This window comes from Pseudomonas sp. SDO5591_S426, from assembly GCF_054070755.1.
In genome coordinates this window covers 1-14,958 of the sequence record NZ_JBSVXD010000148.1, presented here as the reverse complement: position 1 = coordinate 14,958, position 14,958 = coordinate 1, and the positions used below count along the sequence as shown (strand labels likewise).

Sequence of the window (14,958 nt, the reverse complement as noted above, 5' to 3'; positions counted from 1 at the left end):
CACAATTTGTGTTCACATCAGACCCTGTGGGAGCTGGCTTGCCAGCGATAAGGCCCTGACCGGCGCCACTGCACCTTCTGGAAACACCCATGCCCAACATCCTCCTGGTCGAAGACGACACCGCCCTCGCCGAACTGATCGCCAGCTATCTTGAGCGCAACGGCTACTCCGTCAGCGTGATCGGTCGTGGCGATCATGTGCGCGAGCGGGCGCGGCTCAATCCTCCGGACCTGGTGATCCTCGACCTGATGCTGCCCGGCCTCGATGGTTTGCAAGTCTGCCGCTTGCTGCGCGCCGATTCGGCGACGCTGCCGATCCTGATGCTCACCGCCCGCGACGACAGCCACGATCAAGTACTCGGCCTGGAAATGGGCGCCGACGATTACGTCACCAAACCCTGCGAGCCACGCGTCTTGCTGGCGCGGGTGCGTACTTTGTTGCGGCGCAGCAGCCTCAGCGAACCGCAAACCGCCAACGACCGCATTCTGATGGGCAACCTCTGTATTGATCTGTCGGAGCGCACCGTGACCTGGCGCGGTCAACTGGTCGAGCTATCCAGCGGCGAATACAACCTGCTGGTGGTGCTCGCCCGGCATGCCGGCGAAGTATTGAGCCGCGACCAGATCCTGCAACGCCTGCGCGGCATTGAGTTCAACGGCACCGACCGCTCGGTGGACGTGGCGATCTCCAAGCTGCGGCGCAAATTCGACGACCATGCTGGTGAGGCGCGCAAGATCAAGACTGTGTGGGGCAAGGGTTACCTGTTCAGCCGTTCCGAGTGGGAATGCTGAGCCGATGTTCAGAATCCTCTTTCGCCTGTACCTGGTGACCATCGTCTCGTTCAGCGCAGCGATTTATTTAGTGCCGGACCTGGTGATCAAGGTCTTCCACGAGCGCTTTATCACCTACAACCTCGATTATTCCCGAGGCCTGCAAACGCTCATCGTCAAGCAGTTCAAAGCCGTGCCGAGCGAGGAATGGCCGGCGCTGGCGGCGGAGATGGACAAGGAATTTGATCCGCTGCACATCGTGCTCAGCGACAATGACGATCCCGGTCTGTCGCCTGATGAGCAGCAGCGATTGCAGCGCGGTGAGAATGTGGTCCGCGTCGGTGATTGGGGCTGGCGCACGTTGGCGGTGGCGCCGCTGAATGAGCAGACCGTGGTGCAAATGGTGGTGCCACCGGATCCGATGGATGTCAGCCTGTTGTACTGGAGCATCAACGTGCTGATCGGCGCGACCATGCTCGCATGCCTGTTGCTGTGGCTGCGTCCGCACTGGCGTGATCTGGAGCGCCTCAAAAGCGCGGCCGAGCGCTTCGGCAAGGGCCACTTGGGCGAACGCACGCAGATCGCGCCGAGTTCCAACATCGGCAGCCTGGCCAACGTCTTCGACACCATGGCCGGCGATATCGAAAACCTGCTGAACCAGCAGCGGGATCTGCTTAACGCGGTTTCCCATGAACTGCGCACGCCGTTGACGCGCCTGGACTTCGGCTTGGCGCTGGCCCTGTCCGACGACTTGCCGGCCACCAGCCGCGAGCGTCTGCAAGGCTTGGTCGATCACATTCGCGAACTCGATGAGCTGGTGCTGGAGCTTTTGTCCTACAGCCGCCTGCAAAACCCGGCGCGGGTGCCGGAACAGGTCGAGGTGTCGCTGGACGAATTCATCGACAGCATTCTGGGCAGCGTCGATGACGAGCAATCGCCGGACATCGTCATCGACGTGCTGCTCCACGGCCAGCTCGAACGCTTCACCCTCGACCCACGGTTGACCGCCCGCGCCCTGCAAAACCTGCTGCGCAACGCCATGCGCTACTGCGAAAAGCGCATCCAGATCGGTGTGCAGGTGTGCCCCAAAGGCTGTGAAATCTGGGTCGACGATGACGGCATCGGCATTCCGGACGATGAGCGCGAGCGGATTTTCGAACCGTTCTATCGGCTGGACCGCAGTCGTGATCGGGCAACGGGCGGGTTTGGCCTGGGGCTGGCGATCAGTCGCCGGGCGCTGGAGGCGCAGGGCGGGACGTTGACGGTGCAAGCGTCGCCGTTGGGTGGCGCACGCTTCAGGTTGTGGTTGCCGACGCCATCCTGACGTGCGCTTACACGTTCAATCGACCACGCAACACCTTGGCCATGCCTTCCAGATCCGGCATTGAGTTATGCCCGATCAACATCCACGCATGCTCCATGTCTGCCCAATAGACAATGTTCATCCCGCGCCGCCGCTCTTGGGCGAAATGCCGGGTGCCGCTGTCGGAGCGGGTGATGCACAGCGCCATGGGGCCGTGGACCGGGTCGAGGTAGCTGATCTGGGCGATGGGGACGCCGTCGTATTCAAGGATTTGCGCGCGCCTGAGTTCGGCACGTGGCAGAGTCAGTTGTGCGGGGGTGAGGTTCACACCCAGCAGTGAATCGATCGTGCGCAGTTGGCTGCGCTGGGCCGCTTCGTCGCCGGGCAGGTGGTCGAGGGTTTGCGGCACGTAAAGCACCATGTAATCGGCCACCAATTGCCGCCAGTTTTCTTTCTCCTGACTCGCTTGCCAACCGAGGAACAGACGATCCGACAGCACACCGCCCATCACCAGTCCGGCAGCCGCAGCGAGGAACCAACGGCGACTGAGCGGCGGGCGGGCCGGCGAGGGCAGGGCGTCGAGCATGCCTTGCAGGCGATCCATCGGTGCTTGCCGACTCACTTCGTCGTAGGCGGCCTTGAACGGCAGGCTGCTGCGGTTCAGCCATTGCAGGCGCAGGCCGAGCATCGGGTCTTCGGCAATGGCGGCGTCGATGCGCTGGCGCTGTTCGGTGTCGAGCTGGTCATCGAGGTACGCCACCAGTTGCTCGTCCGAGAGTTTCGCGTTCATCGATGTTCTCCGCTGGAAGGGTTCGGCACGGACTGCAACGGCGGGTGCTCGGCCAGTTTGCTCCGGGCGGCCGCGAGGCGACTCATCACGGTGCCGATGGGCACCTGCAGCACTTCGGCGACTTCGCGATAACTCAAGCCTTCGACATAGGCCAGAAACACCGTTTCCCTCTGGGTTTCAGGCAGCGCATCGACGCGGCGGATGACTTGCGCCGCCATGACATGGGTTTGCGCTACGTACTCACCGTCGAACGACAACACTTCTTCACCCTCTATCGTGCCCTGCCCGTGACGCACCCGACGCGCTCGCACTTCGTTGAGCCAGATCGAATGCAGAATGCTCATCAGCCAATGGTCCATTCGCGTACCGGGCGCAAATTGCGCGGCCCGTTCCAGCGCCCGCACGCAGGTGGCCTGCACCAGGTCTTCCGCGACATGCCGTTGCCGGGACAGCAACAGGCCGTAGCGCCACAAACGCGCCAAGTGCTGGCCCAGTTCTGTTCGTATTGCCTGATCGCTGGCGATAACGACCTCCGTCTGTTCGCGGTGTCAGGTTTTCGATGAATCGTTGATGGCTTCGGCCAGGTCCTGGTACTCCTCGCAGGTGGTGTTGCCGCAAATCGATTTGATCTTCTGCAACTGTTCCTGGGCGAGATCCAGCTGACCCTTTATCACATAAGCTTCGCCAAGATACTCGCGAACCTGCGCGTACTGCGGATCCAGTTTGACCGATTGCAGGTAAAAACCGATGCCTTCGTCGGTGCGCCCCAGTTTACGCGTAGCGTAGCCGCGATAGTTCAGGGCTTTGGCGGTGTTGGGCTCGTTGAGCGTATCGAGCAGCGCCAGGGCTTCTTCGTAGCGACCATCCTTGGCCAGTTGATAGGCGTAATTGGTGCGATCGGCGTCCGAGACCTGTTTGTTCGTCTGCTTGACGCATTTCTGCGCCTTGGTGTCGAACACCTGATCCCTGGGGCACTGCGGCTTGGCGGGCGTGTCTTCCTCGCCGTTGGCCCATGCCTGCGAGCCGGACAGCACGACAGCAAGCATCAAGGGTGCCGTGAAAATCGAGAAGCGGTTGTTCATGTGTAAAGCTCCACGGGTGTCAGGGTTGGGACGTCAAACAGGCCGTAAAATTTGAGTGCTGGTGACTGTCGAAACATGAACACCACAGCGTGAACAATTATTCATTTTTTTGTGACGTTCTCTGCAAGGAAAGCTCAATTTGACCGGTTATGCTCGTTGATACCCTTCATTGACCTGGAGTTCTGCCATGAAAGATCAGGTTCACCACACGGCGGCCGCCGGTTACAAAGTTGGCGCTGATACTTATGTGCGCGGGCGCCCGGATTATCCGCCGCAAATAGCCGACTGGCTGACGGACACTCTCGGGCTTAACGCGGATAAAACGGTGATCGATCTTGGCGCCGGCACCGGCAAGTTTACTGGCCGACTGGTGGCGACCGGGGCGCAGGTGATTGCCGTGGAGCCGGTGGCGCAGATGCTGGAAAAACTGTCCGAGGCCTATCCCGACGTATTGGCTGTGAACGCCATCGCCACAGACTTGCCGTTGCCGGATGCCTCGGTGGATGTGGTGGTCTGTGCCCAGGCGTTCCACTGGTTTGCCAGCAAAGAGGCGCTCGATGAAATCGCCCGCGTACTCAAGCCCGGCGGCCGGTTGGGCTTGGTGTGGAATCTGCGTGACATCCGTGTCAGCTGGATGCCGAAGCTGGAAGCAATCGTCAGTGCGCAGGAAGGCGATACGCCGCGCTACTACACCGGAGCCTGGCGGCGGGTGTTTCCGCATCCGGCCTTCGGGACGTTGCAGGCACAGCATTTCAGCCATGGGCATACCGGGTCGCCGGAGGATGTGATTTTCAATCGGGTGCGTTCAACCAGTTTCATTTCTGCGCTGCCCGAGGCTGAGCGGGCGAAAGTCGATGAGCAGATCAGGGCGATGATCGCGGGCGAGCCTGAGTTGCGGGGGCGGGATGTGGTGACGGTGCCGTACGAGACGGCGGTGTTTGTGGCGGTGAAGGGGCGGTAGATTGGTGGTGAGCCTATCGCCAGCAGGCTGGCTCCTACATTGGACTTGCGGTGCATACAAAACCTCTGTGGGAGCTAGCTGCTAGCGATGAGGCCCGTCCAGACTCCGACAATCAAAAAGCAGTCCCGCATTTGGCCGAACCACTGCCTTACTGCCCGCCTCGATGCCTTGTTATAGTTCGGGCCTCTTTTTTGCCCGGTAAAGGATCACTAGCATGTCTCAATACACCGCGTTCAGCGTCGAACTGGTCGATAAAATCGCTCATGTGCAGATCAATCGCCCGGAAAAGATCAACTCGATGAACGCCGCGTTCTGGAGTGAGATCGTCGAGATTTTCCAGTGGATCGACGACACCGACGAAGTGCGCGTGGTGGTGCTGAGCGGTGCCGGCAAGCATTTCTCTTCGGGCATCGACCTGATGATGCTGGCCGGCGTAGCCAATGAAATGGGCAAGGACGTCGGGCGCAACGCGCGCCTGCTGCGACGCAAGATCCTGACCCTGCAAGCGTCGTTCAACGCCGTCGACAACTGCCGCAAACCGGTGCTCGCGGCCATCCAGGGTTATTGCCTGGGCGGTGCCATCGATCTGATCGCCGCTTGCGACATGCGTTACGCCGCCGAAGACGCGCAATTCTCGATCAAGGAAATCGACATTGGCATGGCCGCCGACGTCGGCACGCTGCAACGCTTGCCGCGGATCATCGGTGACGGCATGCTGCGTGAACTGGCTTACACTGGTCGCACCTTCGGCGCCGAAGAAGCGCGTGGCATGGGCCTGGTCAATCGCGTCTACAGCGACACCGCCAGCCTGCTCGACGGCGTCATGGGCATTGCCCGCGAGATTGCGAGCAAGTCGCCGATTGCCGTCACCGGCACCAAGGAGATGATCAGCTACATGCGTGATCACCGCATTGATGACGGCCTCGAATACGTCGCCACCTGGAACGCCGCCATGTTGCAATCCACTGACTTGCGCGTGGCCATGGCCGCCCATATGAGCAAACAGAAACCCGAATTTCTGGATTGATTGAAAAATGACTTCACGCTGGACCACTGCAGTACTGGACACTGACCAACCCGGCGGCTGGGCCGTGGCGCGTAGCCCGGAAGGCTTCTTGTTCGATGACAATGGCGCGCTGTTTCCGCGTGAGTGGCTCAAGCGCCAGGACTTGTCGATTCTCGCCGAACATGGCATCGGCCACCTCGACGGTGAGCCCGTGTACCTGCTGGAACTGCGCAGTCACAGCGACGTGCCGGGCTGCAACTGGAAAGGCTTGCGGGCGTTCATGCTCGAAGGCGATCACACGCTGTACAAGGTCCTTGGTTACGCCGCGCAAATCGGCACCTGGGCCCGTGAACACCGCTTTTGCGGCAACTGCGGTCAGGCCATGACTCAGGTGCCGCGTGAACGGGCGATGTATTGCCAGCCGTGCGATATGCGCAGCTATCCGCGGATTTCACCGAGCATGATCGTGCTGGTGACCCGTGGTGATGAAGTGCTGCTGGCGCGCTCGCCACGGTTCGTCACCGGTGTTTACAGCACGCTGGCGGGGTTCGCCGAACCGGGTGAATCGGCTGAGGATTGCCTGATTCGCGAGGTGCGCGAAGAGGTGCGGATCGAGGTCAAGAACATCCAGTACCTGGGCAGCCAGTGCTGGCCGTTCCCGCACTCGATGATGCTCGGCTTCCATGCCGAATACGCCGGTGGCGAGATTGTCTGTCAGGAAGACGAGATCGAAGACGCCCAGTGGTTCAACGTGCACGAGCTGCCGCCGTTACCGGCGTCTCGCTCGATTGCCCGTTACCTGATCGACGTCTACGTGGCCCGACGTTTAGGTCACGCTGAACCAGTGCTGCCAGGCTAGCCGCACGGTCAGCCCCAGCACGACGGTGATGAACACCGGACGAATGAACTTCGCGCCGCCGCTGATGGCGGTGCGAGCACCGAAAAAAGCACCGACCATCACCGACAGGCCCATGCACAGGCCGATGATCCAGTCCACTTGCCCGGAAAACACGAACACCGACAGCGCAGCGATGTTGCTGACGAAATTCATGCTGCGTGCCACACCGCTGGCCTTGACCAGGTCGATGGGATAGAGCAACAGGCTGCTGACGGTCCAGAACGCGCCAGTGCCGGGCCCGGCCACGCCATCGTAGAAACCCAGGCTGAAACCTTGGGTCGATTGCCACTTTTTCTTGATCGGTGCATCGCTGTCCAGCGGCGCTTTCGGCGTACCGCCAAACAGCAGGTAGAGACCGCAACCAAACACGATCACTGGCAGCATCTTGTTCAGCCATTCCGCCGGCAGGTAGTGCGCGACCACTGCACCGGTCAGTGCGCCGATCAGCGTGCCGACAATCGCATGCGTCCATTGCTTGGGATGGAACAGCTTGCGTCGGTAGAAGGTGAAACTGGCCGTCGCCGAGCCGAAGGTCGAACTGAGCTTGTTGGTGCCCAGCACCAGATGCGGCGGCAGGCCAGCGGTGAGCAGGGCCGGGGTGGTCAACAGACCGCCACCACCGGCAATGGCATCGATGAAACCGGCAATGAAAGCGACAATGGCCAGGATGGCCAGGGTGGTGAGGTCAACGCTGAGTTCGAAAGGCATGGAATCGGCTTAATCGGCGGGTGCAGCAAAGGGCTGCGGGGAAGGGGCGCCATCTTACCCATATCCGACCTTTGCGGCGACCGATCCGACATGATCCCCAACGGGATCGGGTGAACTCTTAAATTTTGGACTGCGGTCCATTGCCTATCTGCCACACAAACGGCGGCTCCGTGCCGTTGACCACCCAATCCCCGACAATCCGTGCCTTGTAGATCACCGGGTTATGCGAGGACACGGTGCGCGCATTGCGCCAATGCCGGTCCAGCGCCTTGCCCTGGCGAATGTCCGAAGCGCCCAGTGCGTTGAACAACTGTGTGGTCGCGCGCTGGATCAGCTCCGTGACCACCACTTGCGCTTTCGCCGATTCGATTTCCGCTGACACGTTGGCTGCGCGTTCCCATGCTTCGTCGCCCGAGAAGCGCGCCACATAGGCCTGCTGCGCCGGATGCGCCGCCCTCAAGGCACTGGCCTCGGCGGCATACACCCAGGCGGCAATGTCACCGACCACATGCTGAACTTGAGCGTCGTCGCTGACTCGCTGGGCATTGCCATGGCTGTAGATGCGTTGGCGTTCGCGTACGTGACGGGCGACATCGCGCAACGCTGCGCGGCCAATCCCGGCCAGGGTCGCAAGCAGCACCAATTGATAGAAGGCGGTCTGGTATTTGAAGCGGGTGGCGAAGTCGAGGACGTTCTCAGCTTCAACTTCCGCGTCGACAAAGCGAGACGTGCCGCTGCCGGTGGTGCGTTGGCCGAACCCATCCCAATCATCGCTCTGCACGATCCCGGGCTGATGGGTGCGCACCGCGGCAATAACGTCGCCGCCGGTGTCGCTGCGTTGGGCGTAGACATCGATCCAGTCGGAAAACAGGCTGCCGGTGCTGTAGAACTTCTCGCCGTTGAGCCGCCACCTATCGCCATCAGGTGAGACTTTGGTGACCACGTCGCCGATGGCCACGTTACCGATTTCGGTCCAGGCGCAGCCGACGATGTCACCGTCGACGAAGCGTTTGAACCAGACATCCCGTGCCGTACCCGCTGGCGAATTCAGGCGATCCTCGGCAAAGGCAAAGTGGCCGCGCAACGCCTGGGGCACGTTCGAGTCGGCCTCGGCCAGTTCGATCAGCAGTTCAAACAACTGCGGCACCGAAGCGCCGCCACCGCCGTATTCGACCGGCACCCGCACGGCGCCAAACCCGGCTTTTTTCAGCCATTGGATCGGCTCATGCGGCAGCGTGCGCGACTGTTCACGCTCCACGGCGCCGGCGGCGATGCGCTGGAAAATCGGCCGGAATCGGCTCGCCAGTGTTTCGTAGTCAGTACCCACGGACAGCGGATTGATTATCTGGTGTTCGGTCATGGAACAGTTCCTTGAATTGGCAGTGGATGCCAGGGGTATTGCACGGTCCATGCCGGATGAATGCAACCAGGGTTTGCGGGGGATTCGGGTTTCGAGGCGGTCCGAACTGTTGCTGCATCAACAGCGCAACAGCAATTTGCCCCAGGCACACCCGAATCATTGTGGGATTGAGCCTGCTCGCGATAGCGGCAATCCAGTCGACAAATATGCTGAATGTTCCGCCGCTATCGCGAGCAGGCTCACTCCTACAGGGGCTTTCGCATGGCTAAAGTCAGTGGGGTCACAAGCCCTGACTCAGCACTGGCACGCTTGCTGCTCTGGTCCAGAAACTCCCTAAAGTCCCGAGGACATGCCAATGAGTCAGCAAGCCGTAAAATTTGCCTACTGGGTGCCGAACGTCAGCGGTGGGCTGGTGGTCAGCAAGATCGAGCAACGGACCGATTGGGGCATCGACTACAACCGCAAACTGGCGCAACTGGCTGAAGCGGCCGGGTTCGAATATGCCCTGACGCAGATTCGTTTTACTGCGGGTTACGGCGCGGAGTTTCAGCACGAGTCGGTGGCGTTCAGTCATGCGCTGCTGGCGGCGACGACGAACCTGAAAGTCATTGCCGCGATCCTGCCGGGCCCATGGCAACCGGCGCTGGCAGCCAAGCAACTGGCGACCATCGATCAACTCACTAACGGCCGCATCGCCGTGAACATCGTTAGCGGCTGGTTCAAGGGCGAGTTTCAGGCGATCGGCGAACATTGGCTGGAACACGACGAGCGCTATCGCCGTTCCGAGGAGTTCATCCGTTCGCTCAAAGGTATCTGGTCCCAGGACAACTTCACCTTCCGCGGCGACTTCTACCGCTTCGACAATTACAGCCTCAAACCCAAACCGTTGGGTCAGCCGGAAATCTTTCAGGGTGGCAGTTCCCGTGCGGCGAGGGACATGGCAGCGCGGGTGTCGGATTGGTATTTCACCAACGGCAATACCCCGGAAGGCATCAAGGCCCAGGTCGATGACATTCGCACCAAGGCTGCAGCGAACGGTCATTCGGTGAAGGTCGGCGTGAATGCGTTTGTGATCGCCCGTGATACCGAAGAGGAAGCCCGTGCGGTGCTGGCGCAAATCATCGATCAGGCCGACCCGGAAGCGGTGAATGCCTTTGGCGATGCGGCAAAACAGGCAGGCAGGGCGTCGCCGGAAGGTGAGGGTAACTGGGCGAAATCGACCTTCGAGGATCTGGTGCAATACAACGACGGCTTCAAGACCAACCTGATCGGCACGCCGCAGCAAATCGCCGAGCGCATCGTGGCACTCAAAGCGGTGGGTGTGGACCTGGTGCTGGCGGGGTTCCTGCACTTTCAGGAGGAGGTGGAATATTTCGGCAAGCGGGTGTTGCCGTTGGTGCGGGAGTTAGAAGCTGAGGCGCAGCTCAAAGTCGCCTGACCAAACCCGTACCCTGTAGGAGCAGCCTGCGGCAACTCCTACAGGGGGATTAGTGGTTACAGGCCAAGATCCGACAAACCCGGATGATCATCAGGACGACGGCCCAGCGGCCAGTGGAACTTGCGCTCGCTTTCCTTGATCGGCATGTCGTTGATGCAGGCAAACCGATTGGCCATCAAACCGTTCTCGTCGAACTCCCAGTTCTCGTTGCCGTAGGAGCGGAACCAGTTGCCCGAATCGTCGTGCCATTCATAGGCGTATCGCACGGCTATGCGGTTGCCGGTAAATGCCCAGAGCTCCTTGATCAGGCGATAGTCCAGTTCCTTGGCCCACTTGCGCGTCAGGAAACCCTTGGCTTCTTCGCGGTTGTAGGCGAACTCGGCGCGGTTACGCCACTTGGTGTCCAGGGTGTAGGCCAGCGACACACGTTCCGGGTCGCGGGAGTTCCAGCCATCTTCGGCCAGGCGTACTTTTTCGATGGCCGATTCACGGGTGAACGGCGGCAATGGCGGGCGAACTTCGGCGTTGGACATTTCAGATCTCCGAATCAAATTAAAGTTGTAGACAAGTTGTCGAGCTTGATTAAGTTTCTACAGGTCCAATAACTTCCGCGCCATGCATTGCGCATTATCGGCGGCACTGTGATCACCCATTACAAGCGCCACGGTAATGGCACCATCGATCAGGATCAGCAGCTGTTTGGCCAGCAACTGCGGATCCTCGGCACCATGTTCGGTACACAGCTCGCACACGTAGTCGAGCAGCTTCTGTTTGTGGTCCTTGGCGACCAGGCGAACGGGGTCTTGCGGGTCGCCGGTTTCGCCGCTGGTGTTGATGAACGCGCAGCCGCGAAAGCCTTCGGAGGCGAACCAGGACTTGAGCACGGTAAACAGGTTGAGCAGGCGATCGGCCGGGGTTTCGGCCTGTCCGACTTCGCTTCTGTACCAGAGCATCCAGCGTTGGTCGCGGCGTTGCAGGGCGGCGACGGTCAGCTCCTCCTTGTTGGCGAAGTAGCGGTAGATGCTTTTTCGGGAGACGCCGGCGGTCTTCACCAGAAGATCCATGCCCGTGGCGGCGATGCCACTTTTGTAGATCAACTTTTCGGTGACATCCAGAATGATGTCGCGTGTGTCGTAGCTAGTGATTTCGTTCATGTTGCAAACAGTAGAACGATCGTTCTTCTTGGTCAAGCGGTAATTTATATCGCCTGTGCTGCCCCATCGCCGGCAGCTGGCTCCCATATGTGAAATGCATTCCAATGTGGGAGCTGGCCGCTCCCACAGAGGTTCGTATGTCAGTGAGAGTGGCGCGGCACTTCAGCGCCGCGGCAGCCGACCAGGAAGTCGAAGTCGCAGCCTTGGTCCGCTTGCAGCACATGGTCGATGTACAGCTGACGATAGCCGCCCACCAGCAATTGCTGCGGTGGTTGCAGGTCAGCCATGCGCGCGGCGAGTTCGGCGTCCGGGATGTCCAGGTGCAAACGGCCAGTGGCGCAATCGAGTTCGATCCAGTCGCCTTCCTTCACTGCCGCCAATGGCCCGCCAGCCGCCGCTTCCGGAGCGACATGCAGAACAACGGTGCCGTACGCCGTGCCGCTCATGCGCGCATCGGAAATGCGCACCATGTCGGTCACGCCCTGGGCCAGCAGTTTGGCCGGCAGGCCCATGTTGCCGACTTCGGCCATGCCCGGATAACCCTTCGGCCCGCAGTTTTTCATGACCAGGATCGAGTTGGCATCCACATCCAGTTCCGGATCGTTGATCCGCGCCTTGTACATGTCGAAGTTCTCGAACACCACCGCACGGCCGCGATGCTGCATCAGTTCAGCCGTGGCGGCGGACGGCTTGAGCACAGCCCCGAGTGGCGCCAGGTTACCGCGCAACACGCAGATGCCGCCGTCAGCACGAATCGGATTGTCGAGGGTGCGGATCACTTCGTCATCGCCATAAATCGGCGCGTCCTTGGTGTTCTCGCCGATGGATTTGCCGTTAACGGTCAAGGCGTTCGGGTTCGGAATCAGGTTGGCTTCACCGAGGCGACGCAACACCGCTGGCAAACCACCGGCGTAGTAGAACTCTTCCATCAGGAAACGCCCGGAAGGTTGCAGGTCGACGATGGTCGGCATGCCGCGACCGATGCGGGTCCAGTCGTCCAGATCCAGCTCCACGCCGATGCGTCCGGCGATGGCTTTCAAGTGGATCACGGCGTTGGTCGAACCGCCGATGGCAGCGTTGACGCGGATGGCGTTTTCGAAGGCTTCCTTGGTCAGGATCTTCGACAGCTTCAAGTCTTCGCGGACCATCTCCACGGCACGCATGCCGGACATGTGCGCCAACACATAACGCCGCGCATCGACCGCCGGAATTGCCGCGTTGTGGGGCAGGGAAGTGCCGAGTGCTTCAGCCATGCAGGCCATGGTCGACGCCGTGCCCATGGTGTTGCAGGTGCCCGCCGAACGCGACATGCCGCCTTCGGCTGCGAGGAAATCATCGATGGTGATGGTGCCGGCCTTGACCTGCTCACTGAGCTGCCAGACCACGGTGCCGGAGCCGATGTCCTTGCCTTTGTGCTTGCCGTTGAGCATCGGCCCGCCGGTGACGACGATGGCCGGCACGTCGCAACTGGCCGCACCCATCAACAAGGCTGGGGTGGTTTTGTCGCAGCCGGTCAGCAGCACAACACCGTCAATCGGGTTGCCGCGAATCGCTTCTTCCACATCCATGCTTGCCAGGTTACGGGTGAGCATGGCGGTCGGGCGCAGGTTCGATTCGCCATTGGAGAACACCGGGAATTCCACCGGAAAACCACCGGCCTCGATCACGCCGCGTTTGACGTGTTCCGCGATCTGGCGGAAGTGCGCGTTGCACGGGGTCAGTTCCGACCAGGTGTTGCAAATGCCGATGATCGGCTTGCCGTGGAACTGGTGGTCGGCGATGCCCTGATTCTTCATCCAGCTGCGATACATGAAGCCGTTCTTGTCGGCGGTGCCAAACCATTGGGCGGAGCGCAGGGTGGGTTTTTTATCAGACATGATCGATTCTCTTATTGTATGACTATATTGTACGAGCTGAGGTGTAACATAAGCTCAAATTCGGCGGTTTGGAAGTGTTGTTGGGTAATTAGTATTACTATATAGTCATTTTCAGCGGAGGGATGGCCCTGACGGTTTACCGTGAGAGGCGTCTCCCGAGGTTCTATAAAAACAACAATCGGAGACCGATCTCATGAGCCAGGAACTGCGGCTTATTCGTCGCATCACGCTGAAACTGATTCCCTTCCTGATCCTGCTGTACCTGATCGCCTATGTGGATCGCTCCGCAGTGGGCTTCGCCAAATTGCACATGGGCGCCGACATCGGCCTCGGCGATGCGGCTTACGGTCTCGGCGCCGGGTTGTTCTTCATTGGTTACTTCCTGCTGGAAATCCCCAGCAACCTGATGCTCGACCGCTTCGGTGCGCGACGCTGGTTCGCGCGGATCATGGTCACCTGGGGCGCCATCACCATCGGCATGGCCTTCGTCCAGGGTCCGAACAGCTTCTATCTGATGCGCTTTCTGCTCGGCGCGGCGGAAGCCGGGTTCTTCCCGGGCGTTCTGTACTACATCACCCAATGGTTCCCGGTTCGCCATCGCGGCAAGATCCTCGGCCTATTCATCCTGTCTCAACCGATCGCCATGATGATCACCGGCCCGGTGTCCGGTGGCTTGTTGGGCATGGACGGCGTGCTCGGTCTGCACGGCTGGCAGTGGCTGTTCATCGTCATCGGCACCCCGGCGATCCTGCTGACCTGGCCGACGTTGCGTTACCTGCCGGACGGCCCACAACAAGTGAAATGGATGGATCAGGCGGAAAAGGACTGGCTGGCCGGTGAGCTGAAAAAAGACCTGGAGCAGTACGGCCAGACCCGTCACGGCAACCCGCTGCACGCCCTCAAGGACAAGCGCGTTTTGCTGCTGGCGTTGTTCTACCTGCCGGTGACCCTGAGCATCTATGGCCTCGGCCTGTGGTTGCCGACGCTGATCAAGCAGTTCGGCGGCAGCGACCTGGTAACCGGGTTCGTGTCATCGGTGCCGTACATCTTCGGGATCATCGGCCTGCTGATCATCCCGCGCAGTTCCGACCGTTTGAATGATCGCTACGGCCATCTGGCGGTGCTTTATGTACTGGGCGCCATCGGCCTGTTCCTCAGCGCCTGGCTGACCGTGCCGGTGTTGCAACTGGCGGCGTTGTGCCTGGTGGCGTTCTCGCTGTTCTCCTGCACGGCGGTGTTCTGGACCTTGCCCGGTCGCTTCTTTGCCGGCGCCAGTGCGGCGGCGGGGATTGCCCTGATCAACTCGGTCGGCAACCTCGGTGGCTACATCGGCCCGTTCGTCATCGGCGCGCTCAAGGAATACACCGGCAACCTGGCTTCGGGGCTGTATTTCCTGTCTTGCGTGATGCTGTTCGGCCTGATTTTGACTGGCGTGGTTTACCGGTTGCTGGAGCGCAAGCATGTGTTGCCGGCGGATGAATTTGCGGCGAGTGCGCGTGGGGCGACTCGTAGCTGACTCGAAATATGCATCACCACCGACCCTGTGGGAGCGGGGTTGTCCAGAACGCCGCAGACAAACCCACCCCTCCCTTGCCAGACAGACTGCTTTCC

The 14,958-nt window shown here is 60.6% G+C and carries 15 protein-coding genes; 7 read left to right on the top strand and 8 right to left on the bottom strand.

Annotated features, from left to right (window positions below):
• The first annotated feature begins 89 nt into the window (after window positions 1-89).
• Together ACW9JC_RS22840 and ACW9JC_RS22835 are read left to right on the top strand one after the other, a co-directional pair.
• On the top strand, window positions 90-791 hold the full coding sequence (locus tag ACW9JC_RS22840) for a response regulator transcription factor (RefSeq protein ID WP_057714693.1): 702 nt from the start codon (window positions 90-92) through the stop codon (window positions 789-791).
• Between the two features lie 4 nt (window positions 792-795).
• On the top strand, window positions 796-2,094 hold the full coding sequence (locus ACW9JC_RS22835; RefSeq protein WP_457457781.1) for an ATP-binding protein: 1,299 nt from the start codon (window positions 796-798) through the stop codon (window positions 2,092-2,094).
• Window positions 2,095-2,101: 7 nt separating this feature from the next.
• Here the strand turns inward: ACW9JC_RS22835 and ACW9JC_RS22830 are convergent, their stop codons facing one another.
• From ACW9JC_RS22830 to ACW9JC_RS22820, 3 genes are all read right to left on the bottom strand, one after another.
• A complete protein-coding gene (locus ACW9JC_RS22830) occupies window positions 2,102-2,863 on the bottom strand; it encodes an anti-sigma factor family protein (RefSeq protein WP_457457779.1) in 762 nt (253 codons plus the stop codon).
• Entirely contained in the window at window positions 2,860-3,345 is a 486-nt protein-coding gene (locus ACW9JC_RS22825) for an RNA polymerase sigma factor (RefSeq protein ID WP_457457777.1), read from the bottom strand. Before ACW9JC_RS22825 ends, ACW9JC_RS22830 begins: the two co-directional genes overlap by 4 nt.
• 66 nt (window positions 3,346-3,411) lie before the next feature.
• Window positions 3,412-3,945, bottom strand: coding sequence for a tetratricopeptide repeat protein (locus ACW9JC_RS22820; protein ID WP_457457775.1), 534 nt, complete (start codon window positions 3,943-3,945; stop codon window positions 3,412-3,414).
• A gap of 187 nt (window positions 3,946-4,132) precedes the next feature.
• Between ACW9JC_RS22820 and ACW9JC_RS22815 the strand changes: the two genes are divergently transcribed.
• From ACW9JC_RS22815 to nudC, 3 genes are all read left to right on the top strand, one after another.
• A complete protein-coding gene (locus ACW9JC_RS22815) occupies window positions 4,133-4,906 on the top strand; it encodes a class I SAM-dependent methyltransferase (protein WP_457457773.1) in 774 nt (257 codons plus the stop codon).
• Window positions 4,907-5,120: 214 nt separating this feature from the next.
• Window positions 5,121-5,933 (top strand): crotonase/enoyl-CoA hydratase family protein, encoded by an 813-nt coding sequence (locus tag ACW9JC_RS22810; protein WP_338580616.1) that lies wholly within the window; start codon window positions 5,121-5,123, stop codon window positions 5,931-5,933.
• Window positions 5,934-5,940: 7 nt separating this feature from the next.
• Complete coding sequence (nudC, locus tag ACW9JC_RS22805; protein WP_457457770.1) at window positions 5,941-6,771, top strand: NAD(+) diphosphatase; 831 nt, start codon at window positions 5,941-5,943, stop codon at window positions 6,769-6,771.
• On the opposite strand, the gene ACW9JC_RS22800 is transcribed toward nudC, so the two are convergent.
• Both ACW9JC_RS22800 and ACW9JC_RS22795 read right to left on the bottom strand, forming a co-directional pair.
• Complete coding sequence (locus ACW9JC_RS22800; RefSeq protein WP_457457768.1) at window positions 6,739-7,518, bottom strand: TSUP family transporter; 780 nt, start codon at window positions 7,516-7,518, stop codon at window positions 6,739-6,741. The genes nudC and ACW9JC_RS22800 overlap by 33 nt on opposite strands.
• A 118-nt stretch (window positions 7,519-7,636) precedes the next feature.
• Window positions 7,637-8,878, bottom strand: coding sequence for an acyl-CoA dehydrogenase family protein (locus tag ACW9JC_RS22795; protein ID WP_457457766.1), 1,242 nt, complete (start codon window positions 8,876-8,878; stop codon window positions 7,637-7,639).
• Window positions 8,879-9,233: 355 nt separating this feature from the next.
• Here ACW9JC_RS22795 and sfnG point away from each other — a divergent pair, with 355 nt between their 5' ends.
• The gene (sfnG, locus tag ACW9JC_RS22790) at window positions 9,234-10,316 is read left to right on the top strand and encodes a dimethylsulfone monooxygenase SfnG (protein WP_457457765.1); all 1,083 of its coding nucleotides are present in this window, start codon (window positions 9,234-9,236) and stop codon (window positions 10,314-10,316) included.
• A gap of 56 nt (window positions 10,317-10,372) precedes the next feature.
• On the opposite strand, the gene ACW9JC_RS22785 is transcribed toward sfnG, so the two are convergent.
• The 3 genes from ACW9JC_RS22785 to ACW9JC_RS22775 all read right to left on the bottom strand — a co-directional run bounded on the left by ACW9JC_RS22785 (window position 10,373) and on the right by ACW9JC_RS22775 (window position 13,347).
• Complete coding sequence (locus ACW9JC_RS22785; protein ID WP_401352171.1) at window positions 10,373-10,849, bottom strand: nuclear transport factor 2 family protein; 477 nt, start codon at window positions 10,847-10,849, stop codon at window positions 10,373-10,375.
• 57 nt (window positions 10,850-10,906) lie between these two features.
• The gene (locus tag ACW9JC_RS22780; RefSeq protein WP_338580622.1) at window positions 10,907-11,470 is read right to left on the bottom strand and encodes a TetR/AcrR family transcriptional regulator; all 564 of its coding nucleotides are present in this window, start codon (window positions 11,468-11,470) and stop codon (window positions 10,907-10,909) included.
• 140 nt (window positions 11,471-11,610) lie between these two features.
• Window positions 11,611-13,347: an IlvD/Edd family dehydratase gene (locus ACW9JC_RS22775; RefSeq protein ID WP_457457762.1), complete on the bottom strand. Its 1,737-nt coding sequence runs from the start codon at window positions 13,345-13,347 to the stop codon at window positions 11,611-11,613.
• 193 nt (window positions 13,348-13,540) lie between these two features.
• On the opposite strand from ACW9JC_RS22775, the gene ACW9JC_RS22770 reads away from it, so the two are divergent.
• Window positions 13,541-14,863, top strand: a complete 1,323-nt coding sequence (locus ACW9JC_RS22770; protein WP_457457760.1) for an MFS transporter — start codon at window positions 13,541-13,543, stop codon at window positions 14,861-14,863.
• Window positions 14,864-14,958 lie beyond the last annotated feature (95 nt).